The organism is Aeromonas sp. 600724 (assembly GCF_049175135.1).
Lineage (GTDB): Bacteria > Pseudomonadota > Gammaproteobacteria > Enterobacterales > Aeromonadaceae > Aeromonas > Aeromonas veronii_A.
This window is the reverse complement of sequence record NZ_JAAKUM010000018.1, coordinates 68,531-92,609: the sequence shown is the minus strand read 5'-3', so window position 1 is coordinate 92,609 and position 24,079 is coordinate 68,531. Positions and strand designations below refer to the sequence as shown.

20 protein-coding genes and 1 other RNA gene are annotated in these 24,079 nt (G+C 49.7%); 16 read left to right on the top strand and 5 right to left on the bottom strand.

The features are described 5' to 3' along the window. Positions 1 to 91 precede the first annotated feature (91 nt). From kduI to G5168_RS16945, 11 genes are all read left to right on the top strand, one after another. Complete coding sequence (kduI, locus tag G5168_RS16995) at positions 92 to 922, top strand: 5-dehydro-4-deoxy-D-glucuronate isomerase (protein ID WP_421230732.1); 831 nt, start codon at positions 92 to 94, stop codon at positions 920 to 922. 65 nt (positions 923 to 987) lie between these two features. Further along, complete coding sequence (kduD, locus tag G5168_RS16990) at positions 988 to 1,743, top strand: 2-dehydro-3-deoxy-D-gluconate 5-dehydrogenase KduD (RefSeq protein WP_213393752.1); 756 nt, start codon at positions 988 to 990, stop codon at positions 1,741 to 1,743. Positions 1,744 to 1,758: 15 nt separating this feature from the next. After that, positions 1,759 to 2,805, top strand: coding sequence for a glycoside hydrolase family 88/105 protein (locus G5168_RS16985; RefSeq protein ID WP_421230731.1), 1,047 nt, complete (start codon positions 1,759 to 1,761; stop codon positions 2,803 to 2,805). A gap of 180 nt (positions 2,806 to 2,985) precedes the next feature. Further along, positions 2,986 to 4,221 (top strand): anaerobic sulfatase maturase, encoded by a 1,236-nt coding sequence (locus G5168_RS16980; RefSeq protein WP_421252490.1) that lies wholly within the window; start codon positions 2,986 to 2,988, stop codon positions 4,219 to 4,221. A 97-nt stretch (positions 4,222 to 4,318) separates the two neighbouring features. Further along, positions 4,319 to 5,791: a DUF2264 domain-containing protein gene (locus tag G5168_RS16975; protein ID WP_421230729.1), complete on the top strand. Its 1,473-nt coding sequence runs from the start codon at positions 4,319 to 4,321 to the stop codon at positions 5,789 to 5,791. A 254-nt stretch (positions 5,792 to 6,045) separates the two neighbouring features. Continuing rightward, a complete protein-coding gene (locus G5168_RS16970) occupies positions 6,046 to 6,999 on the top strand; it encodes a sugar kinase (protein WP_421252489.1) in 954 nt (317 codons plus the stop codon). Beyond that, complete coding sequence (locus G5168_RS16965; protein ID WP_421252488.1) at positions 6,996 to 7,637, top strand: bifunctional 4-hydroxy-2-oxoglutarate aldolase/2-dehydro-3-deoxy-phosphogluconate aldolase; 642 nt, start codon at positions 6,996 to 6,998, stop codon at positions 7,635 to 7,637. Before G5168_RS16970 ends, G5168_RS16965 begins: the two co-directional genes overlap by 4 nt. Continuing rightward, the gene (locus G5168_RS16960) at positions 7,634 to 8,230 is read left to right on the top strand and encodes a DJ-1/PfpI family protein (RefSeq protein ID WP_216951756.1); all 597 of its coding nucleotides are present in this window, start codon (positions 7,634 to 7,636) and stop codon (positions 8,228 to 8,230) included. Before G5168_RS16965 ends, G5168_RS16960 begins: the two co-directional genes overlap by 4 nt. Positions 8,231 to 8,504: 274 nt before the next feature. Further along, positions 8,505 to 10,058 (top strand): sulfatase-like hydrolase/transferase, encoded by a 1,554-nt coding sequence (locus G5168_RS16955; protein WP_216954427.1) that lies wholly within the window; start codon positions 8,505 to 8,507, stop codon positions 10,056 to 10,058. Between the two features lie 40 nt (positions 10,059 to 10,098). Then, positions 10,099 to 10,818 carry an oligogalacturonate-specific porin KdgM family protein gene (locus tag G5168_RS16950; protein WP_101150273.1) on the top strand — a complete coding sequence of 240 codons (720 nt, stop codon included), beginning with the start codon at positions 10,099 to 10,101 and terminating at the stop codon, positions 10,816 to 10,818. Positions 10,819 to 10,888: 70 nt separating this feature from the next. Next, positions 10,889 to 13,345: a polysaccharide lyase 8 family protein gene (locus tag G5168_RS16945; protein ID WP_421252487.1), complete on the top strand. Its 2,457-nt coding sequence runs from the start codon at positions 10,889 to 10,891 to the stop codon at positions 13,343 to 13,345. Positions 13,346 to 13,490: 145 nt separating this feature from the next. On the opposite strand, the gene fdhF is transcribed toward G5168_RS16945, so the two are convergent. Next, a complete protein-coding gene (gene fdhF, locus G5168_RS16940) occupies positions 13,491 to 17,657 on the bottom strand; it encodes a formate dehydrogenase subunit alpha (protein ID WP_421252486.1) in 4,167 nt (1,388 codons plus the stop codon). A 481-nt stretch (positions 17,658 to 18,138) separates the two neighbouring features. After that, the gene (locus G5168_RS16935) at positions 18,139 to 18,573 is read right to left on the bottom strand and encodes a hypothetical protein (RefSeq protein ID WP_227341017.1); all 435 of its coding nucleotides are present in this window, start codon (positions 18,571 to 18,573) and stop codon (positions 18,139 to 18,141) included. Between the two features lie 361 nt (positions 18,574 to 18,934). Between G5168_RS16935 and G5168_RS16930 the strand changes: the two genes are divergently transcribed. The 3 genes from G5168_RS16930 (at position 18,935) to G5168_RS16920 (ending at position 20,570) form a co-directional block, all read left to right on the top strand. Next, entirely contained in the window at positions 18,935 to 19,525 is a 591-nt protein-coding gene (locus G5168_RS16930) for a class I SAM-dependent methyltransferase (protein ID WP_421252485.1), read from the top strand. Next, positions 19,509 to 19,952, top strand: coding sequence for a hypothetical protein (locus G5168_RS16925; RefSeq protein ID WP_227341015.1), 444 nt, complete (start codon positions 19,509 to 19,511; stop codon positions 19,950 to 19,952). The genes G5168_RS16930 and G5168_RS16925 overlap by 17 nt, the downstream gene beginning before the upstream one ends. A gap of 225 nt (positions 19,953 to 20,177) precedes the next feature. Next, positions 20,178 to 20,570: an HNH endonuclease gene (locus tag G5168_RS16920; RefSeq protein ID WP_227341014.1), complete on the top strand. Its 393-nt coding sequence runs from the start codon at positions 20,178 to 20,180 to the stop codon at positions 20,568 to 20,570. Between the two features lie 75 nt (positions 20,571 to 20,645). On the opposite strand, the gene ssrA is transcribed toward G5168_RS16920, so the two are convergent. Both ssrA and smpB read right to left on the bottom strand, forming a co-directional pair. Next, positions 20,646 to 21,005, bottom strand: a transfer-messenger RNA (tmRNA) gene (gene ssrA, locus G5168_RS16915). Between the two features lie 166 nt (positions 21,006 to 21,171). Beyond that, positions 21,172 to 21,660, bottom strand: a complete 489-nt coding sequence (gene smpB / locus G5168_RS16910; RefSeq protein ID WP_005334498.1) for an SsrA-binding protein SmpB — start codon at positions 21,658 to 21,660, stop codon at positions 21,172 to 21,174. Between the two features lie 169 nt (positions 21,661 to 21,829). Here smpB and G5168_RS16905 point away from each other — a divergent pair, with 169 nt between their 5' ends. Continuing rightward, positions 21,830 to 22,264, top strand: a complete 435-nt coding sequence (locus tag G5168_RS16905; RefSeq protein ID WP_005334496.1) for an SRPBCC family protein — start codon at positions 21,830 to 21,832, stop codon at positions 22,262 to 22,264. Next, a complete protein-coding gene (locus tag G5168_RS16900) occupies positions 22,257 to 22,604 on the top strand; it encodes an RnfH family protein (RefSeq protein WP_058059898.1) in 348 nt (115 codons plus the stop codon). The genes G5168_RS16905 and G5168_RS16900 overlap by 8 nt, the downstream gene beginning before the upstream one ends. 80 nt (positions 22,605 to 22,684) lie before the next feature. Here G5168_RS16900 and G5168_RS16895 read toward each other — a convergent pair whose 3' ends face one another. After that, positions 22,685 to 23,959 carry an amidohydrolase gene (locus G5168_RS16895; RefSeq protein ID WP_227340993.1) on the bottom strand — a complete coding sequence of 425 codons (1,275 nt, stop codon included), beginning with the start codon at positions 23,957 to 23,959 and terminating at the stop codon, positions 22,685 to 22,687. Positions 23,960 to 24,079: the final 120 nt, after the last annotated feature.

Below are 24,079 nucleotides of genomic sequence, written 5' to 3'. Positions count from 1 at the left end.
TTCTTTGTCATGAATGAACAGTCAGTAATGCACTGATGGCTAGTTATTTTCATCGATGTCAGTGGCTGTGGTTATAACTTGAGGTTTTAAAATGGAAATTCGTCAACCCATACACAGTGAACATGCGAAACACTTAGATACAAGTGGCCTGCGTCGCCATTTTCTGATCGAAGAGATGTTCCAGCAGAATAAAATCAATCTTACCTATAGTCACATAGACCGTATCATCGTTGGTGCCGCTGTACCGCTTGGTGAGCCTCTTTCCCTGGAAGGTGGGAAGGAGATCGGGGTTGAGTTCTTTCTACAACGTCGTGAGTTGGGTGTGATCAACATCGGTGAGCCAGGTTTGGTGACTGTTGATGGTAAGACTTTTGAGATTGGTGCTCGTGAGGCTCTCTATGTTGGCATGGGGGCGCGTGAAATTGTATTTTCTAGCGTAAAACCGGAGCATCCTGCACGTTTTTATCTTAATTGTGCTCCGGCTCATCATGCTTATCCGACACGCAAAATTTCTCGTGAAGAGGCTGCTCCGGAATCTTTGGGAAGTCAGGGAAATTGTAACGTTCGCACCATCTATAAATACTTGCATCCTTCGGTACTGCCGACTTGCCAGTTGCTGATGGGAATGACAGAACTCGCTCCAGGCAATCTGTGGAATACCATGCCTTGTCATACCCACGAACGCCGCATGGAGGTTTATCTCTATTTTGATATGAGTGAGAACAACCTGGTTTTCCACTACATGGGGGAACCTCAGGAGACTCGGCATCTGGTGGTACGTAATGAACAGGCGGTAATCAGTCCGAGTTGGTCTATCCACTCTGGTGTCGGTACTTCGGCTTACACCTTCATTTGGGGCATGGTCGGTGAAAACCAGACTTTCCACGATATGGATCATGTTGCCATGAGTGATTTGAAGTAAACCCTACCAATTAATTTATGCGGGTTGCTTGACGCAAGCCAATCCGCCTTGTCGCAGGAAGAAATATGAACATGTTTGATCTCATGGGTAAAGTCGCTATGGTGACCGGCTGTAATACCGGTCTTGGACAGGGCATGGCATTGGGTCTTGCGCAGGCTGGGGCTGATATCGTTGGTGTCGGTTACGAACCTGCTGCTGAGACACAGGCAGCCATTGAAGCAATGGGCCGGAAATTTCACTACATCACAGCAAATTTGATGCAACAGGACTTGCTGGGTGCAATTGTCTCAGAAGCTGTCGAAGTAATGGGTGGTGTAGATATTCTAGTGAATAATGCTGGTATTATTCGCCGTCAGGATATTCTCGAGTTTACAAATAAGGATTGGGATGACGTGATTAATATCAACCAAAAGACGGTATTTTTCTTGTCACAGGCGGTAGCCAAGCAATTTGTTAAACAAGGTCGGGGTGGCAAGATCATCAATATTGCCTCAATGCTCTCGTTCCAGGGCGGTGTGAGAGTTCCTTCCTATACAGCCAGTAAGTCTGCGGTAATGGGTCTGACGAGAGCTCTGGCCACTGAACTTGCTCATCACGGCATTAATGTTAATGCCATTGCGCCAGGCTATATGGCAACAGATAACACAGCTGCTTTACGTGCAGACGAGGCTCGTAACAACGCAATATTGGAACGGATCCCAGCGAATCGTTGGGGTGCACCATCTGATCTGGCTGGCCCTGCGGTATTCTTGGCATCTGCTGCCAGTGACTATGTGAACGGCTACACATTGGCCGTTGATGGCGGCTGGCTGGCTCGTTGATAAGGAGAGCTGACTATGTCATCAGTAGCTAGAGCTGAGGTGCTGGCAGCGATGAAGCGTGTATATCGCTATCAAGCGGCCCATCAGACCCGTAGTGTGATTCGTCGTAGTGGCAAGGTTCGATTTATTAAAGATACAGATTGGGAGCGGGGGGTATTTTGGTCTTGTGTTGCGAATGCATGGCAAGCAACGGATGACACTGAGTACCTGGACGGGGTGATGAACTACACCCTGCATACCGGCTTTCGGGCCGGCCCCAACCCACGATTTGCTGATGATCACGTGTGCTGCCAGGCCTACCTGGATGTCTATCCATTGGTCAACCAGATTGAAGCGCTGGAGCCGACCATCAAGGCCCTCGATTTGATGCTGGAGTCACCTGCTCCTGGCCGTCAGGATTGGTGGTGGTGTGACTCTTTATTTATGGCCCCCCCCGTGTTTGCTGGGCTCTCCCAACTGACAGGTGATCACAAGTATCTGGATTATATGGAGCCTGCATTTTGGGATGCGGTGGATCATTTATTTGATCCACAAACCGGCCTTTTCTTTCGTGATCATCGCTATATCCCTGATGGAAAAGGGGGGGAGTTGCGTGAAGCAAATGGAGAGCTGGTTTTCTGGAGTCGAGGGGTGGGTTGGGTACTGGCCAGTATCCCTCGCTTGCTAGCACGAATGCCTGATGACCATCCCTCACGGGAACGTTACTTGACACTGTTTTGCGGCTTGGCCAAGACAATATGTCGTTATCAACAGCCGGATGGATTTTGGCGTACCAGTTTGCTTGATCCGGAGCATTTCCCCGCTCCAGAAAGCAGTGCAACGTCATTGTTTTGTTATGGTTTGGCCTGGGGGATCAATCAGGGGATTCTGGCTCGTGATGAGTACCTCCCATCTGTACTTTCATCCTGGCAAGCATTACTCGGTTGCATTCATGAAAATGGCATGATGGGTTGGGTGCAGTTGCCTGCATTTAATCCCCGTGATGTTCAGCGAGACCATAATATTGACTATGGTGCTGGCGTATTTTTGCTTGCTGCCACAGAGGTGATGCAACTCATATAGTGTCGTGGCGTACATAAGTTGCAATGATATGAAAACCCAGTTCAGTTGGCTGGGTTTTTTCTTTTATGTGTTTTCATTTTCTTTTTGCCCGTTGTGTTAATTGTGAGTCGACACAACAAATACTTTCATATGGTTTCGTATACTACGGTTACAGCTTCAATTTTTAAAGTATCGGTATCAATGAGCATTATTCAAAAGAGTCAAACAGCATTTCATATGATGGCGAAGCCAACAGGCTATCGCTGTAATCTCAAGTGTGAGTACTGTTTTTATCTGGAGAAAGAACACACCATTCATCAGGATAGTCCCACTGCATCACAGACTATGTCAGATGCGACCCTGAAGCGTTACATCCGGGAATATATCCGCTCTCAACATAGCCAGCAGATAGACTTCTCATGGCAGGGGGGAGAACCGACTCTCGCAGGCTTGGATTTTTATCGCAATGTGGTTGCGTATCAACAGCAATATGCGGATGGAAAGCATATTACCAACAGCTTTCAAACCAATGCGATCGGGATTAATCGCCAATGGGCCGATTTTTTTGCCAAGCATAATTTCTTGGTTGGTGTGTCAGTAGATGGACTACAAAGTGTGCACGACGCATATCGTGTTTCAGTGAATTGTAACCCAACATTTGAGCGGGTACAGCATGCGATAGAATTACTGACGGAGTTTGGCGTAGAGTTTAATACCCTGACTGTAATTAATGATAAAAATTGGGATAAGGGGCGTGACACCTATCTTGCGCTGAAAAAACTGGGGGCAAATTTCATGCAATTTATTCCTTTGGTTGAGTTGTCACCTGCTAGTCAGGCTGATAATAATGGCCATTATACACCTATGCCAAATCCAAAATTAATGGATTTCTCTGTGCCTGCACATGGATATGGTCGCTTTATGAATGATGTATTTGATGAGTGGTGTAGGGCTGATATTGGTAAAGTTTTTATTCGCATATTTGACAGTATATTAGCTGTATGGATGGGATATCCCGCTTCTCTATGCATTCACTCAAAAGAGTGTGGGCAGGCAATCGTCATTGAGGCCAATGGTGATCTTTATTCTTGTGATCATTATGTATATCCGGCCAACAAACTGGGCAATATCCATCTACATTCACTTGTCAGTATGGCTACGGGCAAGATGCAAAAAAGATTTGGTACCGCAAAGTCACAGAAATTGACCGAGCAATGCAAGCGATGTGAGGTCTATTCACTTTGTTATGGTGGATGTCCAAAACATCGAGTGTTATCGATATCCGGAGAGCGGTATCGTCATAATTATCTCTGCACATCATATCGCCAAATATTTTATCATACTGCTCCCAAAATGCAGATGATGGCTGAGGAGATACAACGTGGTGGAATTGCAGCGAATGTTATGCATAGGCATTGGGTAATGCTAGAGACATAATTAAAGCATTGCTTTACCTCAGCATTGATAATATGAGTATACATAATATTTTATCTGTTAGATAGCCATGTAATTATTTGAATATGAGAGGGTTTAAATGAGTGACATTAAAATAACTAAACGACCAATTGTCCCGTATGAAAATCCGGACTGGGCCATGTATTTTCATCTTTTTCAAGAAAACTTACTAAGATTTTTTCACAAAAAACGTTCATATACACACAATGATAATCATATAGCAAAGGTTTTCTCGATACCTCAGGCTGGATTAAAATATCAGTGTAATGAGTTAGTAAAATATGTGGCTGAGGCGTTTGATCATTATGCTGTTTGGGATTATACCCATGCTTATTATCCCGGACGACCAAGCCAGCAGAGTGCTCGAACTGATGCCATGGAGGGGGCTAGCCGGTTGTTACCTACTTTGGCTGCCTGGTTATATTCAAAGGGGCCAAATGAAAGCAATTTAGCCTTGGCAGATGGTCGGCAGTTATCGCCGGCAGATATCATTCATGCAGCTTTTCTTGCTGGAACAGACCCAAATCACCCAGGCTTTTGGGGAGTGATGCATGACTGCGATCAACGTATCTGTGAAAGTGCGGATTTAGCATTGACTCTATGGTTGAGCAGGGAACATGTTTGGATAAGATTTAATCATGATGAACAAGCTAGAATAGTAGCTTGGTTTAGTCAGGTAAATACATTAATTACTGTTGATAATAATTGGCATTTATTTCCACTGACCGTTCAGTTTGTCCTGAAATCGTTAGCTGGTGTGGATCATGTAGACCATGATAAATACGAAAGGATTAAAGAGTTTCATGTTGGCGCTGGGTGGTTTCGCGATGGTGCATTAGGTAACTATGACTATTATAATGCGTGGGGTTTTCATTACTCATTTTATTGGCTAGACCAAATCCTTCCTGATTTTGACCCTGAGTTTATTCGTGGCACTCTAGCTGAATTTGTTGCTTCCTATCGTTATTTTTTCACTACGCAGGGATTACCCTTTTTTGGCCGTAGTGCTTGCTATCGACTAGCTGCAGCAGCCCCTCTGATTGCAGCTGCAGATCACGGCATCTTGCCACCAGGTGAAGTGAAGCATGCTTTTAGTTCTTCGCTTTCTTATTTTATTTCGAATGGGGCATTGGAAGCAGGCCTTCCAACCCAAGGAGTATTTGGGTGTGATGATAGGTTAATAGATAACTACAGTGGCCCAGCAAGTAGCCTCTGGTCTTTGCGGGCCTTGAATATGGCTCTCTATTGCGGGGATCGAAGTGGTCTCTGGGAGGCGAAACCATTACCACTACCGGTCGAGCAAGGTGATTTTACTCTTGCGATACCTGCTATTGGACTCCAGCTGCAGGGTGTAAGGGAAACAAATGAAGTGGTTGCGCTGTTTCGTTTTGATTATACCGCGCAGCAGAGTCCTTTGACGCGACGTTTGGAGCAGCAACGCTGGTGGAATCGTTGTAAAGAATGGGTCATAGGAAGGGCAGAAAGACCGAAAAACAATCTGCTTCGAAAGGGAGTTACCTGTTACACCTCAAAAATGTTTCATTTTTTCTAGTGTAACTTACGATTCTTTTTTATTTTATGTGATCAAGATCTTTGCGATTGTCATTTCGTTTCGTTATTCTTCCATTGTAGTTTAAATCGAAACTATTGGGGCATGATGTGTTCCAGTGCCAGTAAGATACTTGCAACATGGAACGTGTTTGCTCGTTGCAAACTTATGAACTGGGTATGCGGGAATGCGTCAACTCTTTCACTGATAGTAAATGGTGACTCATATGTACCTTACGATTAAGGTGAATAACTCAAATGGATAAACAACCTGATGGTATCGCGCTTCTCGGTGAGTGCATGGTTGAATTGAGCGGACCTGCATTCGGCATTCAGCAGCAAGCGTTTGGGGGCGATACCCTGAATACCGCTATTTATCTCTCTAGATTATTACCAGATCTATTTCCTCGTTATGTTACTGTACTGGGCCATGATCATTACAGCAATGGTATGTTGGAACGTTGGAAAGAAGAGCAGATAGATTGCTCTATGATATTGCGAGATCAGAAGCGGCTTCCTGGCCTGTATGCCATCGAGATAGATAAGCAGGGGGAGCGTTGTTTCCATTATTGGCGTAATGAATCCGCAGCACGTTTTCTCTGTCAGCATGAGAAATTTACATCATGTATGGATAAACTACATCGTTTAGAGTTGCTTTACCTCTCTGGGATCAGTATCGCTATTTTACCTGAAGAGGATAAGGAGATATTGATTTTGGCTTTACAGTCACTTAAAGCCGCTGGTGTCACGATTGTATTTGACTCAAATTATCGTCCTCGTCTCTGGAATAATCATGCTCATGCGGCAATGTGGATTAATCGGTTATATCAACTGTGTGATATTGCGTTGGTAACTGCAGATGATGAAAGTTTGCTGCTGGATGAACCTCAGAGTTCAGAGATGATTATTGAGCGTTTGCACCATCTTGGTGTTAGCCAAGTTATTATCAAATTGGGTAAAGAAGGTGCTATGTGGTCCGTACTGAATGTTGGCTGTGGATTGAGTCGAGGTGAACAGGTCCAGAATGTGATCGATACGACAGCTGCTGGTGATTCGTTTAACGCGGGGTTTTTGGCTGCTCGACATCATAAGCTATCGGTAGCGGAGTGTTGCCGATGGGGTAACAAGGTCGCTGCAGAAGTTATACAGCATCGAGGCGCCATCATTGGCCGCCACTATATTGAGACGTTAACGAAGGAGTTGAAATCATGATGAGCAGGTGGCAAGAGCGGTTGGGGAAATTAAAAGTAGCCCCGGTGATTCAGATCGACAATGCCATGGATGCAGCCATGTTGGGTTCAACTTTGGTTGAAAATGGTTTGCCTGCTGCCGAGATCACCTTTCGCACTCCAGCAGCAGCAGAAGCTATTCGTCAAATAAAGGCAACAATCCCTGATATTATTCTTTGCGCTGGAACAGTATTGACACGGGAGCAAGCGGATCAAGCTATTAGTGCCGGTGCTGACTTTGTGATCAGTCCCGGATTGAATCCAAATATTGTTAAATACTGTCAGGATGCAGAGATCGGGATTATTCCAGGTGTAAATAATCCTAGCCAAATAGAACAGGGGTTGGAGCTGGGACTTCAACTATTGAAATTCTTTCCCGCAGAAGCCTCTGGTGGTGTAGCTATGCTGAAGTCGCTGGCAGGACCATATCCCCAAGTTAGATTTATGCCTACTGGAGGAATTAACTTGAGTAATTTGCTGAGCTATCTGGCATTGCCGCAAGTATTAGCCTGCGGTGGTACTTGGATTGCCACTCCGTCAGCTATTAATGGTCATGATTGGGACTCTATTGGTCTTAATGTGAAAAATACTATCAGTTTGATTTCTATGGGTTCCGTATGAATGGTTTTAAACATGTGGCGGTGCTATTGGCTGATGGATTCGAAGAGGCTGAAGCGGTCGTATTTATCGATATAATGCGAAGGCTGGATATTAAAGTAGATGTACTCTCATGCATGGCAATAACAAAAATATCAACATATTTCGGTACCAGAATTGAGGCTGATGCTCTTCTGGATGAAAGGGTAGATTTTCTGTATGACGCCATTATGATGCCTGGTGGCCCCAAAGGAACCGACAATCTTTTTGGTTCTTTATATGTTCACAAGTTCATTACAAATCATATTGCTAACAATAAATTAATTTGTGCGCTTTGTTCTTCAGGTGCAAAGGTTCTTGCTGCACATAACTTGTTACAACATCATCAATATACCTGTGGCAGCGGATTGGAGAAGAAGTTTTCTGATGGTGCATATGTTGATAAAAAAGTTGTTGTGGATGGGCAGTTCATCACAGGCAAGGGCCTCGGTGTCAGTTTTGAATTTGCATTTACTGTTGCCCATCACTTATTAAGTGACAATCAAGCTAAGGTAGATTGGCAAGCACAACATATCTATTTTGAACATTGGCCGCTGTCTGAATTGGATAATGGTTAGTTTTGGCAAGGTGCTGATGGTTTATTGGGAATGTAAAAGTCATCTCTTCGGGGATGATTTTTTACATCTATTCTCACTTCACTTCACTTCACTTCACTTCACTTCACCTGATCTGCCACTGTCTTTTTTTGAAATAAAAAGCACACGCCAGCGCTTTCATTTTGTTTGTGTGATCTTGGGCACTATGCCTTTTCTTTCTTTTGGTTATCATTCAACTGTTGGCAAGAGTTGAAAACAAAGGTATCGAAATTCTCTATCATTTCTGGAGTGAAACATGTCCATCTCTCGGCGTGATTTGCTGAAGGGACTAGCGGCAACCGGCGCGGTCGCTATGACTTCATCAATTTCAGGGTGTCAAACATCACTAAGTGGAGGCGCATCCACTGGGCGTATCAATGGAAAAACAAATCTATTAGTTGTATTTCCAGATGAGATGAGAGCTCATGCTCTTGGATTTATGGGGCAAGACCCATCATATACCCCTAATATAAATAGATTTGCGAAAGAGAGTGTTGTTCTTCGGCAAGCTGTATCCAATTTTCCGCTTTGTACCCCATTTCGTGGTATGTTGATGACGGGGCAATATCCATATCGTAATGGTATACAAGGTAACAGCCATACTGGTATGCCTGGCCAGTTTGGCGGAAAAGACTTTGGTATTGAGTTGAAAAAAGGCTCGGTGACTTGGTCAGATATTCTGAGCCAGCAAGGCTACTCAATGGGGTATATTGGTAAATGGCACCTCGATGCCCCCAGTGCGCCTTTTATTCCAAGTTATAATAACCCAATGGAGGGACGTTATTGGAATGATTGGACGGCACCGGATCGTCGACATGGTTTTGATTTTTGGTATTCATATGGTACGTATGATAAGCATATGTCACCTATGTATTGGGCCAATAATACTCCTCGTGATAATCCGATAAAAGTAAATCAGTGGAGTCCTGAACATGAGGCCGATATTGCGATAAAATATCTCCGTAATGAAAATGGGTCTTATCGCGATAAAGATAAGCCATTTGCACTTGTAGTATCAATGAATCCCCCCCACTCCCCATACGATGAGATACCCAAAAAATATCTAGATAAGTTTGATGGGAAGACATCGAAAGAATTGAATAGTAGGCCAAATGTTCAATGGAATAAAGAGTATCTAGAAGGATATGGTCCCCAGTATTTCAAAGAATACATGGCTATGGTTCATGGTGTTGATGAACAATTCGGAAGAATATTGGATGAGTTGGATAGCCTAGGGTTGAAAAATGATACATTAGTTGTATTTTTTTCAGATCACGGTAGTTGTATGGGTTCAAATGGTGAACCGACAAAAAATGTTCATTATGAGGAATCGATGAGGATTCCAATGATTTTTAGGTTGCCAGGGAAACTAAAACCAAAACAAGATGACTTACTTTTTTCTGCTCCTGACATATATCCAACAATATTCGGGTTACTCGATTTTGAAGCATTAATACCCGATACGGTAGAAGGGAATAATTATGTTAAAACCCTGAGGGGGGAAGCTGGTGATGTTGTGCCGACATCACAGTTTTATACTTTCATGCCATATGGTGCGCAATCATATGGCCGACGTGGAATTAGAACTGAACGCTATACGATGGTTATCGATCGGAAGATAGGTAAGTCGTTGACATATATTTTGCATGATAATCATAACGATCCTTATCAATTGCATAATATTGCTAGTAATAACATGGATTTGATTAATCAATTAACAGAAAACGAACTAATCCCATGGTTAGAGCATACTGGTGATCCATGGCGTCCAACAGAGGTGCCTGTTGGCGTATTGAAAACATATTCATAACATATTGTAAAAATAATAATTGGAAACAGGAGTTATTTAAATGAAAGGCTATGTCAAATTTTTACCTATTGCTTTGCTTTCTCTTTCGATTAGTCAGGCATGGGCAAATGATTATAAGACAACGGTGGAATATCGTCATGGTTATGCTGATGGCTCGAAAAAACATGACGATAGGTTTAAGGTTTATGTTGATACGGGGAAAAATATAGGATTTGAGCTTGATGCTCGATATGGTAACAGTAATCCATCCCAAGTTTTTGATTCTACATATCTTGACGGCTCTGAGTTATGTGCATTTTATTATAAAGCCTTAAATAAAAATTTGACGGGCTTGGTTGGCTCTTCATTCGATGTATCATCAAATGGTGCTGTTCATATTCCATTTGTAAGGTTGAATTATAGCTTCGATAATGGTTTTAGAGTTCAAGGTCGTTATAAATGGAAGTTTTGGGATTATGAAACGATAAATCCAGTCACAAATTATGGGTATCGTTCTAAAATACAAGAATTTGATGCATGGGTTGGTTATAAATATAATGATTTTGACTTTGAATATCAGCTCGATTTGTTTAAGCAAATGGCGAGTGGTGCAATGCCAGAATTTAATGGGAAGGAGTATGATACTCAGCATAATATTAAAGTTAGTTATGCAATAGATAAAAATTGGAAACCATTTTTTGAGGTTGGCAATCTTAGAGAAGATCGTTATTCAGATAACCGGCAAACTCGCTATCGTATTGGTATAAAATATACATGGTAAGGTGATTAATATGCATAAATAAAGCTGGTGGTTAATTTCTTCAGCTTTATTTTTAATTGAAAGGAGTAAGATGATGGGTTCTATAAAAAAAATTGCACTGCTTACATTTTTTATGAGTAATCTAACCGCAGCTCATGAGTTGGCACCGGATTATAAGGTTTTGGCTGATAAATGGACTGAGGCCATTATTGGTGTGTCAGGTCAAGAGTATGATAGCTATCAACTTGGCATGATCAATAAAGTTAATCAGGATGCGGTAAAGTACCTCAGTTCCTTGATTGTAACTGATACTAGGAATTCGCTTTGGAGCGATCTTCCATTCGATTATGCTAATGGTGGCAAGGTTGTTGGCCCGAATATTAGAGCATCAATGCTCAGATTGCTCACTATGGCAAAGGCATATCACTTCCCAGGTGAATTACAAGGAAATAGTATTTTGCTATCAAGCATTATCAGTTCCTTGGATTATTTGGTTAAGGAACACTATAAAGTTGGAGCGTTGGAATATGGCAACTGGTGGGATTGGGAGATTGGTATACCAAAAACGACAAATGATATATTGACCTTGATTTATCCTGATCTTACATCTGAACAAATTAAAAATTATACAGAAGCCAGTAGATATTTTTCGCCATTGCCAGACCGGAATGGTGTTAGTGAAGGGGCTAGCGCTTCCAGCAATCCTGTTAATCGTGAAGCTACAGGTGGCAACCGTACTGATATGGTACAAATTGTACTTGTGCGTGGAATAATTTCGGAGAGAGAAGACGAGATTAAAAACGCACTAAATGTATTACCTCAAGTTCTGGATCCTGTAACAACGGATGATGGATTTTATCATGATGGATCCTTTATCCAGCATGGTGATATTCCATACACTGGTACTTATGGTAATGTTTTACTTGAAGGTGTTGGTAAGGTGATGAATCTAATGGCTAATTCAAAATGGCCTGCAGACGATCCAAAGCTATTAAGAGTGTATAATATTCTGTATAAAAGTTTTTTCCCTTTTATGTATTCTGGACAAATGCTGGATATGCAAAATGGTCGAGCTATTGCCAGAGGTGAGCGGCAAAATCATGTAGAAGGTCATGCAGTTTTGGCATCTATGTTTAGATTCATTGATGCAGCAACCATAAATGATAGAAATAAAATATCAGAATTTATAAAAGGGCAAATCATTTCAGATAATACAAAGGGTTTTTTGCAAGGGCAGCAAGATTTCGTTATTTATAATAAAGCAAAAAAATTAATTGAAGATACAAGCATACATCCTGTAGTTCAATCTCCTCAGGCATCTTATTTTCCAGACATGGACCGATTTGTTTATCAAGGAAACGGTTATACTTTTGCCCTGGCATTGCATTCTGCCAGAGTCGGAAATTTTGAGTGTATGAATAATGAGAATAGAAAAGGTTGGTTTACTGGTGATGGTGCGACCTATCTATATAATGCAGATCTTCTGCAATATACTGACTATTGGCCTTTGATTAACCCATACCGGGTTTCTGGTACTACCATTGATTTAACCGAATCGTTGGGTGATTGCACAAATAATAATAAAGTCGCATCGAGAGTTGGTAAAAACAAGCAGGTTAATATGCAGAGAGTTGGTGGTGCTGCACACAAAACATTAGCTGCTATTGGTGCTGACTTCCATAATCATAATGATAGTATCAGTGCATTGAAGTCTTGGTTTGTTCTTAATAACAAAATTATAGCTGTTGGCTCAGATATTCGCAGCAATGAGAATGTCGAGATGGGAACGATAATTGACAGTAGGAAATTAAATGCAAATGGAACTAATAAAGTAGAGGTAAATGGTGTTTCTATTTCGCCTGATGTAAAGGAAGAGTATAACAATGTAACTTCATTTCTTGTTGAAGGGAATGTTCATGGGGCTAATGTAGGTTATTGGTTCCCGAAAGGGACAGACATTGTAATGGAGAAAAAACGCGTCTCTGCTAATTGGTCGGATATAGGTACAACAAAAAAAGCGGTCAATGGGTATACGTTAGCGTCATTTATTCCACAGGACGAGCATGTGTCTGGCTACCAGTATGTTATTTTAAATGGAGTCAATAGCCATGAGTTAAATGAGTATGCCAATAATCCAGATATTAGAGTGACTCGCTCAGATAATAAAGCACATATTGCAGAGGATACCAATGGGGAAAACATATTAGCCAATTTGTGGGGTAATGATGAGGTTTCTGTTGGAGGTATTAAAATATCATCTCCAGTATCTATTATATTAAATAAAGACTTTGATACATTGACACTAAGCCTTAGTGATCCAACAAGAACATTAACACAAGTTGAATTAATCACAGATGCTAACTTTAATGTTAAAGTTGATCCGGAAGGACGAATTAGTGTTAAAGGTGATACTGTGACTGTTAATCTTGAGTCGTTAAGCGGAAGCACTTACCATTTTGCACTTGAGCGTGATAATAGTACCTATATTGACAGCTATCGAAGTGATGATAAGAGTGGTGGTGCAACCGTCGATGCTCTCACCAAGTAGTTCCTTGGCATATTTGGATTATGGAGTATGCACTAGGAACAATTAGTTATGTGAGTGTAAATGGATCTTGATTTTTGTAGAGAGCCACCCTTTGGGTGGCTCTTTTTATTGTGATTTATCCAGCTGATTGCGTAGTTTATTCCGGTCAGATGGTCTCCATCTCATGTTTGTCTGCTGAGGACAGGTGGCACTTTACCTTGTCGATGCGCACCGCCGCCACCTTGAATTCGGGGATCTTGGCGTGGGGGTCGGTGGCATTGATGGTAAGCCGGTTGGCCGGGGCTTCGGCGAAGTGGAACGGGATAAAGACCACGCCCGGCTGCATCCGTTTGGTGACGAAGGCGGGGAGTTCGATATGGCCGCGGCGGCTGGTGACTTTCACCCGCTCACTGTTGCTGATCCCCAACCGCTGGGCGTCCGCCACGCTCATCATCACCCGCGGGCCAGCCAGCTTGTCGAGCCCCCTGGTCTTGCGGGTCATGGTGCCGGTGTGGAACTGCTCCAGCAGGCGGCCGGTAGTGAGCACGATGGGATAGGTCTCGTCGGGCAGTTCGGCGGCATAGCGGAACGGGGTCGCGACCATCTCCCCCTTACCGCGGGTGAACTGCTTGCCGTGGAGCAGGCGAGTGCCTTCGGGCGCCACATCGTTGCAAGGCCACTGCAGCCCTTGCGCTCCCACCTTGTCCCACTGGATGCCGGCGTATTGCGGGGTAACCAGGCAGATCTCGGCGGTGATCTCCTGCGGGTTTTGATAGCGCCATTTGCAACCCATGGCGTTGGCGATCTGCTGGATGATCCACCAATCCTCCCGCGCGTCACCCGGCGCCTTGAGGGCGGGGGAGATGCGCTGCACCCGCCGCTCGGTGTTGGTGAAGTGGCCGCTCTTCTCGGCAAAGGAGCAGGAGGGGAGCACCACATCGGCGAGCTGGGCAGTTTCGGAGAGGAAGATATCCTGCACCACCAGAAACTCCAGCTGCTTGAGCCCTTCGATGACGTGATGTTGATCCGGATCGCTCAACACCGGGTTTTCACCCATCACATAGAGCCCCTTGATGCTGCCCGCACAGGCGGCATCTATGGTTTCGGTGAGGGTTAGGCCGGGCGTGCGCGGCAAGTCAGGCTGCTGCCAGGCGGCTGCGAAGCGGGCATGAACCTCGGGGTTGGCCACCTTCTGATAGCCGGGCAGGCAGTTGGGCAGTGCCCCCATGTCACAGGCTCCCTGCACGTTGGACTGGCCCCGCAGCGGATTGATGCCGCCCCCTTCGATGCCGATGTTGCCACACAGCAGTTGCAGGTTGGCGATGGCGCGCACGTTGTCATGGCCGGTAGTGTGCTGGGTGATCCCCATGGAGTAGTAGATGGCAGTGCGTTCGGCGGTGCCGATGAGGCGGGCGAGCTCGATCACCTGCTCGGCCGGCACGCCGGTGACAAGGGCTACCTTGTCTGGCGCATAGGCCGGGGAGAGTACCTCTGCTTGCAACTCCTCGAACCCTTCTACCCGTGCGGCGATATAGGTCTTGTCGTGCCAGTTGTTCTGGATGATCTGCTGCATCAGGCCGTTGAGCAGCATCACGTCGGTGCCGGGTCGGTGAGCCAGATAGAGGCTGGCATGGTCCGCCATCTCGATCCGCTTGGGATCGGCCACCACTAGCCGCGCCTTGCCCGTAGTGACTGCCCGCTTGATATGGGAGCCGATGATGGGGTGGGCCGCCGAGGTGTCGGAGCCGATGATGAAGATGAGATCCGAGTGATCAATGCTCGGGATGTCGTTGGTCATGGCGCCGCTGCCGAGTGACGCCTCCAGCCCGGTGACGGTGGAGGCGTGGCAGAGCCGCGCGCAGTGATCCACGTTGTTGGTGCCCAGCTCCCGGCGCATGAACTTCTGGAACAGGTAGTTCTCTTCGTTGGTGGTTTTGGCCGACGAAAAACCCGCCAGTGCATCGCTGCCATAGCGTTTGCGCAGGGCTGTGAAGCGCTCGGCCACCAGAGCGATGGCCTCCTGCCAGCTGGCGGGCACCAGCTTGCCATTTTTACGGACAAGCGGTGTGGTGAGGCGCTCCTCGCTCTGGATAAAGTCAAAGCCGAAGCGTCCCTTGACGCAGAGCAGCCCCTGGTTGACCGGCGAGTTGCGATTTCCCTCCACATAGCGGATGCGGTTGCGCGCCTCATCGACATAGAGGGTGACGCCGCAGCCGACCCCGCAGTAGGTGCAGATGGTATTGACCGGCGTGAGCAGTTCGGTGCGCCCCTGTGATTTGTCGCGGGCATCCACCAGGGCGCCGGTGGGGCAGACCTGTACGCAGGCGCCGCACTGCACGCAGTGGGAGTCGCCCATCGAGAGTCCCGTGTCGAACTGCGGCCGGTTCGAGAGGGTACCATCGCTGTTCTTGGCAAAGCGCAGCACACCCTGTACCGCCTGCTCACCACAGGTCTGCACGCACTGGCCGCAGCCGATGCAGCGGTTGGCATCAAAGACGATAAATTCGCTGCTGTTATCCACTGCAAACTTCTGGCATTGACTGGTATCGAGAGAGCTCTGATCGACCTTGTATTCGGTGGCGTAGTCGCGCAGTGCACACTTGGTGTTGGCCTGACAGCCACACTCGAGGCAGCGGCTGGCCTCGCTGCGGGCATGCTGGTCACTGAGGCCGCGCTCCACCTCGGCAAAGCTGCCCTCGCGATCCTTCTCTGCCAGATGGGGCATGATGGTGCGGGCGACTTTTTTCAGGTGAGCAAACTGGGCGGGATCGACCTGCTTGAGTGTGGGAGCCTTGCAGGCGTTGAAGGGCCGCACCGGGTCGATCATGTCACCGTGGAGGAACTGATCGATGGCCAGCGCGGCCTTGCGGCCATCGGCGACCGCCTCGATGGCGGTGGCGGGCCCGCGGCGCAGATCGCCGATGGCGAACAGGTTGCCGTGGCCGCTGTGCATGGTCTCGGGGTGGGACTCCAGCGTCTGCCAGCGAGTGAAGGGGAGGGTGAGGGGCTCCCCTTCCATAAAGCTCAGATCCGGCTGCTGCGACACTGCCGCAATCACGGTATCGAACTCTTCGATGAGGAATTCGCCGGTGGGCTCGGGGCGGCGGCGACCGGAGGCGTCCGGCTCGCCGAGGGCCATCTTCTCGAGACGCACCTGACAGACGCGACCACCCTCATCGGCCAGATTCTCCACCGGATTGGTGAGCATCATGAAGCGCACCCCTTCGTGCTCCGCCTCGTCGATCTCGTAGGCTTCGGCGGGCATCTCGGCGCGGGTGCGGCGATAGATAAGGGTGGTTTCTGCTCCCAGCCTGACAGCCGTACGGGCGCAGTCGATGGCCGTGTTGCCGCCGCCGATCACCGCAACCTTCTTGCCGGTGGTGAGCCGCTTGGCCAGCATCCGATCCTTGAGGTAATCGACCCCGAGATAGCAACCGGCCAGGGTGCTGCCCGGGTAATCCATCGGCACCGCCTTGGATGCGCCGACGGCCAGACAGACCGCATCGTAGTCGCGGCACAGTGCCGAGAGGGTGATCTGGTTGCCCAGTCGCTGTTGGGTGTGGATCCGCATGCCACTTTGGCACATCAGGCCGATCTCCTGATCGAGGATCGCCTTGGGCAGCCGGTATTCGGGGATACCGTAGCGCAGCCAGCCACCCGCTTCGGGCATCGCCTCGAACAGATCGACCTCGAACCCTTCGTAACCCAGATAATAACCGCAGGTGAGACCGCCCGGGCCGCTGCCGATAATGGCCACCCTCTTGCCCTTGGCGGGCTTCTTGGCTGGTTGATAGGGGACAATCTCGGCCAGATCGAGATCGGCGGCGTGGCGCTTGAGATGGCGAATGGCCAGTGGCTCATCCACCAACGCGCGGCGGCACTGTGCCTCACAAAAAGCGGGGCAAACCCGGCCGATGGAAAGGGGCATCGGCAGGGTCTGCTTGATGACTGCCATTGCCGCCTGGTGATCCCCCATGGCGATGTGGTGCAGATAGGATTGAATGTCCACCCCGGCCGGACAGGCGCGCTGGCAGGGGGCTTCGCAATCGGCGTAGTGATCCGAAAGGATGCGGCCGAGCGCCTGCTGGCGGTGGGCGCGCAGGGTATCGCTTTGGCTGGTGATCACCATCCCTGCCTCGGGGCGCGTCTCGCAGGCGCGGCGGATGCCGAGACCGGCAATCTCGACCACGCAGAGGTCGCAGGGGGTCTTGGGGCCGCTGGTGTTGTCACCGCACAGGGAGGGGATGTCGATCTGGTGCTGTTTGGCTATCTGGAGCAGGGTTCTGGTCGGGTCAACCGTCAACTGAGCCCCATCGAGGGTGATGGTGATCATGGCGTCATAAACTCGCTTTCAAGGCGCAGAAAATGCTGCATCTGGCGGAGCCAGCAGGGGAAGCGACAGGGAGGATCGCTTGGTATCTTCTCACCATACCAAAGACAGTATGCAACTTTATTTGATTTAACTCAGGTTCTTTGCCTAAAAAGAAAACGATTTCAATGGTGGTGATATCCGTGGAGGACGCTCTGGACTTTGACTACCTATGTTGAGTTAAAACATCGCATTTCCTGCACTTTTATGGCCATTAAAGCAACCGTAAGCTGTATGTGATATGGAGATTACTCATGATGGCACGATGAGGGATATCCTAAAATATGCAACTTTTGTTTCGGTTTGTGGCGCAGGGCAAGCGACATTGGAAATAGCCGAACTGGCTGCACCTTGCGATCGGAAAAATGAATACAGATATGGCTCTGGATGGGCCATCTGATGAAAATTGCCGCTGGTCACCGTTTTGCTGTACTGAGACCTGATGTTACAACTCCAACTCAATGATTGGGATCTCCCAGCGCTCGATGCATATCTGGGGTTGATACTCTTCTTTCTCCTGTTCTTTACGTCGTTCCACCAGAGCAATCACTCGGGCTTCACGGATGCTATTCATGTCGAATTTCCAGGTCTCTTCGCCGAGCAGGGAGAGGCGAGCTATTTCGTGATTCTGGTGATACACATGAAGCTTGTTGTTTTTATCGGGAGCGATACGCACGGCATCGCCAACCTTTATCTGACTGAGCAGGCGGTGGATACGATGAGTCTCGCTACTGCGTCCGGCATAGCCCAACACCAGTTGCGACATACCCATCATGGCGAAGCGGCGTAGTCTGTCCGGTCGGGTTGCGTTAGGTCTCTGCACGTAGCAGTGGGAGGCGATCAGTGGAATATGGGGGTTACGTTGATCGTGGCGAGCCATGAGAATCAGCCTTTCGATAGCACGAGTCATCCCCAAACAGGGCCACGACATCAGTCGAGTTCATTAATAGCCATCTCCATCTGGCGTTGACCTCTCATGGCGATAATAAGTGCCAAGAGATCAGTGAGTTGGACAAATATTACCCGAAATGTTGAGCGGTGGCATCATTCAGAGCCCTCTGGCCGAGCTTCTTTTGGCTGGCATCCCGTTTTTGTAAATGCCTCTGCCCCCTTAATCGTTCATGTGTGGAAAGTGTCGTCCTTGTCATGGTCAACCCACTGATCTTGTTGGACTATTTCTCTTACTTCTCCGATCGGAACGCATAGTGTCCCTCGATTACTAGCAGCGCCACGCCACCGAATTGGCGACCCGTTACCAGCAGGTATCTGCGCGCACTGTTCATTGCGACTGGCTCACTCTGCTGGAGCCTTGGCTTTTGGCTGCACCGCGCAGGGTGTTTGATGTGGGGGCTGGCAGTGGTCGGGATGCCGCGTTTTTAGCGGGGCTCCATCAGGGCAACACTGTGGTCGCTGCCGAGCCCTGTCAGGCACTCGCTCTACAAGGTCAATGTCATACCTGTGAGGCTGCAGTTGCGTGGGTCAATGACGCTATGCCGGCTCTCTCTCGCGTGACCGGTACTTTTGATCTGATTTTGCTCAGTGCTGTCTGGATGCATCTCCCCCCGGAGTTTCGTCCCTTGGCGCTGGCACGTCTTCATGAGCTGCTCTCACCAGATGGTTATCTGGTATTGAGTCTTCGTTTGGTTATCTCGGAGCAGGATATGCGGGAGCGAGCCATGTATCCGGTAGCTGTCGATGAGGTGGAGCGGCTTGCATTGGAGGAGGGGATGACACTGCTCCATGTGTCAGAACCACAGGAGGATGCCTTGGCGCGTAGCGGCTTGAGTTGGCAGAGTCTGATCCTTGGGGGTGAACATGCACGCCTCTCCTGAGCAACAACTCGCTTTTATTGCCTATCTGCAACGCATCTTTACCGAAGGCGATTTTGTGGCCACTTACAAGTGCGCCTTGCTTCACGGGATTGCAGATATCGCGATTGAACGCAGTACCGAGACCCATGATCTGACCGCGGCGCGCACTATTACGCTGGACGAACTGGCCACCAAGTTTGTGGAGCTTTATTGGCAGCACCGTCTGCCCTACTCGGCGACGGGAGAAACGGCTACCTTGCTCAAACAGAGCAGCGGTCGTCAGGCCATCATGCTGACGGAGTTGTCCCGGCTGCGTGCAGAGGGGGTCCGCTCGGTAACTGCACTGCGTCGTCACGACGCCTGGCGGCCTCTTCTTGCCCGAGTTCGGCGCATCCTTGTTGAGGGGCCCTTGTGGCGTCTGCAGATATTGGGTGGGCGAGAGGAGTGACACCTCTATCCTCATCAAAGGGGCGCGGATCATATCTGCCTGAACCCCGGCATTATCTACTGTCTCCACCGCTTTTACGATCTGGTGGTCTCCCTCTCCCGACAGCATTGGTTGCAGCTTATCTGCGACATCAAGGGGAATCAGCCACTGATTGGCCCAAGTGTAGGGCTGGAGAATTTTCTATTTGGTTCAAGCCGTCAGGCGCTGGGGCGAGTGGGGGAGGTTTTGAGGGACTTGCAGGCGGGAACCTGTTTTTACTGTAACAAGGCGATACACGGGAATGGCGAGGTAGACCATTTCATCCCCTGGCGTCGTTATCCAATCGATTTGGGCCACAACTTCGTACTGGCACACGCCAACTGTAACCGGAGCAAACGGGATTTTCTCGCCGCTCCCGAGCACAGGGATGCCTGGTACGAGCAGAATATCCTGACTCACGGGGCGTACCTCACTGACGAGCTGGCCCCTCTGGTGAGCGTCGACGCCGTGCGTTCTACCGCCATCGCCACTTGGGCCTATCAGCAAGCACTCCGTGAGCATGCTAGGTTGTGGCGTGGTATTGACCAGTTTGTTGACGTCACAGCCCCCAGTGTGAATATTCCCCTGCGCTTTCTGTGAGACGTTGAGGCTTTCACGCTAGATAAACTCGATAAAAAAGGGCCACCTCTTGCGAGATGGCCCTTTCCAAACGTTTGGTGGAGCTGGGGGGATTTGAACCCCCGTCCAAAATTACTACATCCTTGGCACTACATGCTTAGTCACTCTTTACATTCGCCAACCCGCTGCGGAGAGACACGCTACGAATTGACTAGCTCGATTGGTTTTAATGCTTCCGCCCCGAGCAGGACTTCCACACGATCCTGTGAAGGATGACCTTCCGATTCCCTAGGACACAGGCAAGCTAGGGTAGAAGGGCTCTATGCAGGTTATTAAGCTGCTAGTGCGTAGTTTTCGTCGTTTGCGACTATTTTTTTGCGGTTTATTAACGAGGCCTACCGCACCTCGGCATGCACCTTGGGTTTCGTGAATCTTGTCGAATCCAGAATCAGCCCCAAGTTGTTAATTGCGATTGTACGCAAAAATGCTGTCATAGCAAGGCGTTGATACCCATTCCCTCTGGCAGCAAGTCTGTTTGCCGATTTATTGTACGCAGCTGAGCCTGAAGAGCCAGCTGCGCCGGGGGAAGGTGAACTGGCGTCCAGATCCTGCCAGTAGCGGGTTAGCCGCGATGCTTGTTCTTCATGATGCGGGCTTTTTCCCGATCCCACTCGCGGGCCTTGGTATCTTCGCGCTTGTCGTGCTCTTTCTTGCCCTTCACCAGGCCGATCTCGACTTTGACCCAGCACTGTTTCCAGTAGAGGGCGAGGGGAACTATGGTGTAGCCCTGACGGGCGATCAGGCTTTCGAGCTTGTCGAGTTCACGACGGCTCAGCAGCAGTTTGCGGGTGCGGGTCGGGTCACATACCACGTGGCTGGAGGCCGCTTGCAGTGGCAGGAAGCTGGAGCCGAACAGATAGGCCTCGCCATCGCGGAAGATGACATAGGCTTCGCTGATGTTGGCCTTGCCCGCCCGCAGGGATTTGACTTCCCACCCTTGCAGGGACAGACCCGCTTCGATCTTCTCTTCGATGAAGTATTCGTGGCGCGCGGTTCTGTTGAGTGCAATGGTGCTGGACCCGGCTTTGTTTTTACTGTTTTTTTTGCTCATGACGGGCGATTTCCGGCAATGACTAGGAGGCTCGTATTATACGTAGGCAGGGGCGGCTGTAAAACGCGCAGCAGGTCAAGTGGTGGCTTTCTGAGCGGTTTGGCTGAGGTTTTACCTCCACAACCCCAAACATGGTGATAAAATCGCGCCGATTGGATGAGGAAAAGCCATGCCCCGAATTACGCGCAGTGCCCTGGTGATGTTCAGTGCAGAACAGATGTTCAAGTTGGTTAACGATGTGGATGCCTATCCGCAGTTTTTGCCCGGCTGTGTCGGCAGCCGTGTCCACGAGGCTGGCGATGACTACATGATGGCGTCGGTCGATGTGGCCAAGGCGGGGATTGCCAAGACCTTTACCACCCGCAATCAGCTGGATGTGAACCGTCAGATCAGGATGGAGCTGGTGGATGGCCCGTTCCGCAAGTTGGCGGGCTGGTGGACCTTTACCCCGCTCGATGTGGATGCCTGCAAGGTGGAGTTTGATCTCGATTTCGAGTTTACCTCCAAGCTCATCGAGGTGGCCTTTGGTCAGGTATTCCGCGATCTGGTGAGCTCCATGGTCTCCGCCTTCTCCAACCGGGCGAAGGAGGTATACGGTGTCTGACCAGCTCAACATCGAGGTTGTCTATGCCTTGCCGCAGCAGCAGACGGTGATTGCCCTGCGGGTGGCGCCCGAGACCTGCGTGCTGGCGGCCATCGAGCAGTCCGGCATCGTGCAAAAGCACCCCGAGATTGACTTGTCGGTCAACAAGTTCGGCATCTACAGCCGCCCAGTGAAAGGGAGCGAGCCGCTGCACGACGGCGATCGTATCGAGATCTACCGCCCGCTCATCGCCGATCCCCGCGAGATGCGCAAAAAGCGGGCCGAGAAGGCCAAAGAGGAGGGGAGAGCCGATAGCGTGACCGGTGGCCGCCCCGATGTGCATCGCAAGCTCCGCGAGTAGCGGTCAGGTTTTTCTTGCAGAAAAAGGCGCCGAGGCGCCTTTTTTTGATCCCGTTAACCGGTGAGCTGGCCGAGGGGATATCAAGAGAGGGCTGCTTCTACCAAACCCAGTCGGGCACGGGCCCAGGCGACCAGTAGCTCTACCCCGCTTTGCATCACCCGCTCATCGAAATCGAATTCGTTGTGATGGTGCGGCGCCGCCAGATCGGCCCCCAGGATGAGGTAAGCCGCTTCGCCTCCCTGCTTTTGCACCCGCTCCATCAGAAAACCGGCATCTTCGCTGGCACCAAAGCGGCGAGTCTGGATAGTGGCGAGCCCCTGCTTGCGGGCCAGCGCCGCCAGCTCGGCCTGCAGTGCCGGGCTGTTGTCGAGGGCAATGGCCTCACCCTGCTTGATGATGCGATAGGTGACTCCGTGGGCGAGGGCAGTCCCTTCGACGATGCGCTGTACCTGACTGAACATGTAGTCGTTGAGCGTGCTATCGGCGCCGCGGGTTTCACCGCGCAGCTCGGCATGATCGGGGATGACGTTGCGGCCGCTGCCAGCGTGAAGCTGGCCGACGTTGATGCGGGTCATGCCGTCGCGGTGGCGGGGAATGCCGAGCATGGCGGTGGTGGCCATGCAGGCGGCGGCCAGCGCATTGCTGCCGGCATTGGGTTCGAGCCCTGCATGGGCGGCGGTGCCCATAAAGTGGACGTCGAACTTGGTGGAGCAGAGAAACTCGGTGGGGTTGATCACCAGCTCGCCGCTACCAGCGTGAATGCCGATATGGAGCGAAAGCAGGGCATCCACGTCATCGAGTGCGCCACCGGCAGCCAGCGCCTTGCCACCGCGGCACCCCTCTTCGGCCGGCTGGAAGAAGAGCTTGATGCGACCACACAGCTGCTCTTTCATCGCCATCAACTGGCTGGCCAGCCCCATGCCGATGGCGGTGTGGCCATCGTGAGCGCAGGCGTGCATCCACCCCTTGTTGTGGGAGGCAAAACCCTCCTGCTGCGGTTGGTGTTGTTCAGCATCGGACTCTTCCACCTCCACCGCGTCGATATCGAAGCGAAAGGCCAGGGTCGGACCGGGACGGCCGGTATCCAGCTCTCCCATCAGGCCAGTGACATCGCCGATCCGCTCCAGCCAGTCGGGATGGGCTCCCTGACGGCGGGCACGGGCCTTCTCGGCCGCCACATCCACATCACGGCCCATCATCAGATTGCTGGCCAGCAGTTTGTCGCCAAGCACAATGCGATAACCGAGCTCGCTCAGGTGGTGGGCAATCAGGCTGGTGGTGCGAAACTCTTTCCAGGCGGCTTCCGGCAGGCGGTGCAGGTCGCGGCGCCACAGGATCAGGTGCTCAAGGGTCATCTTGGCTTCCTTGGTGATTCGATTTATCGGCTATTGTGCCTTTTTTCCCGGCTGACCACACGGGGCCAGCAGCTGGTCGGGGGAGCTGTGCGTGCGAGTGGTGACTGTTCGGGCCGTGAA

Excerpts from the sequence above, each read along its gene's own strand:
- G5168_RS16905 (WP_005334496.1), top strand. The coding sequence starts at position 21,830 with ATGCCCCGAATTACGCGCAGTGCCCTGGTGATGTTCAGTGCAGAACAG.
- fdhF (WP_421252486.1), bottom strand. The coding sequence starts at position 17,657 with ATGATCACCATCACCCTCGATGGGGCTCAGTTGACGGTTGACCCGACC.
- kduD (WP_213393752.1), top strand. The coding sequence starts at position 988 with ATGAACATGTTTGATCTCATGGGTAAAGTCGCTATGGTGACCGGCTGT.
- G5168_RS16950 (WP_101150273.1), top strand. The coding sequence starts at position 10,099 with ATGAAAGGCTATGTCAAATTTTTACCTATTGCTTTGCTTTCTCTTTCG.
- smpB (WP_005334498.1), bottom strand. The coding sequence starts at position 21,660 with ATGAGCAAAAAAAACAGTAAAAACAAAGCCGGGTCCAGCACCATTGCA.
- G5168_RS16935 (WP_227341017.1), bottom strand. The coding sequence starts at position 18,573 with ATGGCTCGCCACGATCAACGTAACCCCCATATTCCACTGATCGCCTCC.
- G5168_RS16985 (WP_421230731.1), top strand. The coding sequence starts at position 1,759 with ATGTCATCAGTAGCTAGAGCTGAGGTGCTGGCAGCGATGAAGCGTGTA.
- G5168_RS16945 (WP_421252487.1), top strand. The coding sequence starts at position 10,889 with ATGATGGGTTCTATAAAAAAAATTGCACTGCTTACATTTTTTATGAGT.
- G5168_RS16925 (WP_227341015.1), top strand. The coding sequence starts at position 19,509 with ATGCACGCCTCTCCTGAGCAACAACTCGCTTTTATTGCCTATCTGCAA.
- G5168_RS16955 (WP_216954427.1), top strand. The coding sequence starts at position 8,505 with ATGTCCATCTCTCGGCGTGATTTGCTGAAGGGACTAGCGGCAACCGGC.
- G5168_RS16975 (WP_421230729.1), top strand. The coding sequence starts at position 4,319 with ATGAGTGACATTAAAATAACTAAACGACCAATTGTCCCGTATGAAAAT.
- G5168_RS16960 (WP_216951756.1), top strand. The coding sequence starts at position 7,634 with ATGAATGGTTTTAAACATGTGGCGGTGCTATTGGCTGATGGATTCGAA.
- G5168_RS16970 (WP_421252489.1), top strand. The coding sequence starts at position 6,046 with ATGGATAAACAACCTGATGGTATCGCGCTTCTCGGTGAGTGCATGGTT.
- G5168_RS16980 (WP_421252490.1), top strand. The coding sequence starts at position 2,986 with ATGAGCATTATTCAAAAGAGTCAAACAGCATTTCATATGATGGCGAAG.
- G5168_RS16965 (WP_421252488.1), top strand. The coding sequence starts at position 6,996 with ATGATGAGCAGGTGGCAAGAGCGGTTGGGGAAATTAAAAGTAGCCCCG.
- kduI (WP_421230732.1), top strand. The coding sequence starts at position 92 with ATGGAAATTCGTCAACCCATACACAGTGAACATGCGAAACACTTAGAT.
- G5168_RS16895 (WP_227340993.1), bottom strand. The coding sequence starts at position 23,959 with ATGACCCTTGAGCACCTGATCCTGTGGCGCCGCGACCTGCACCGCCTG.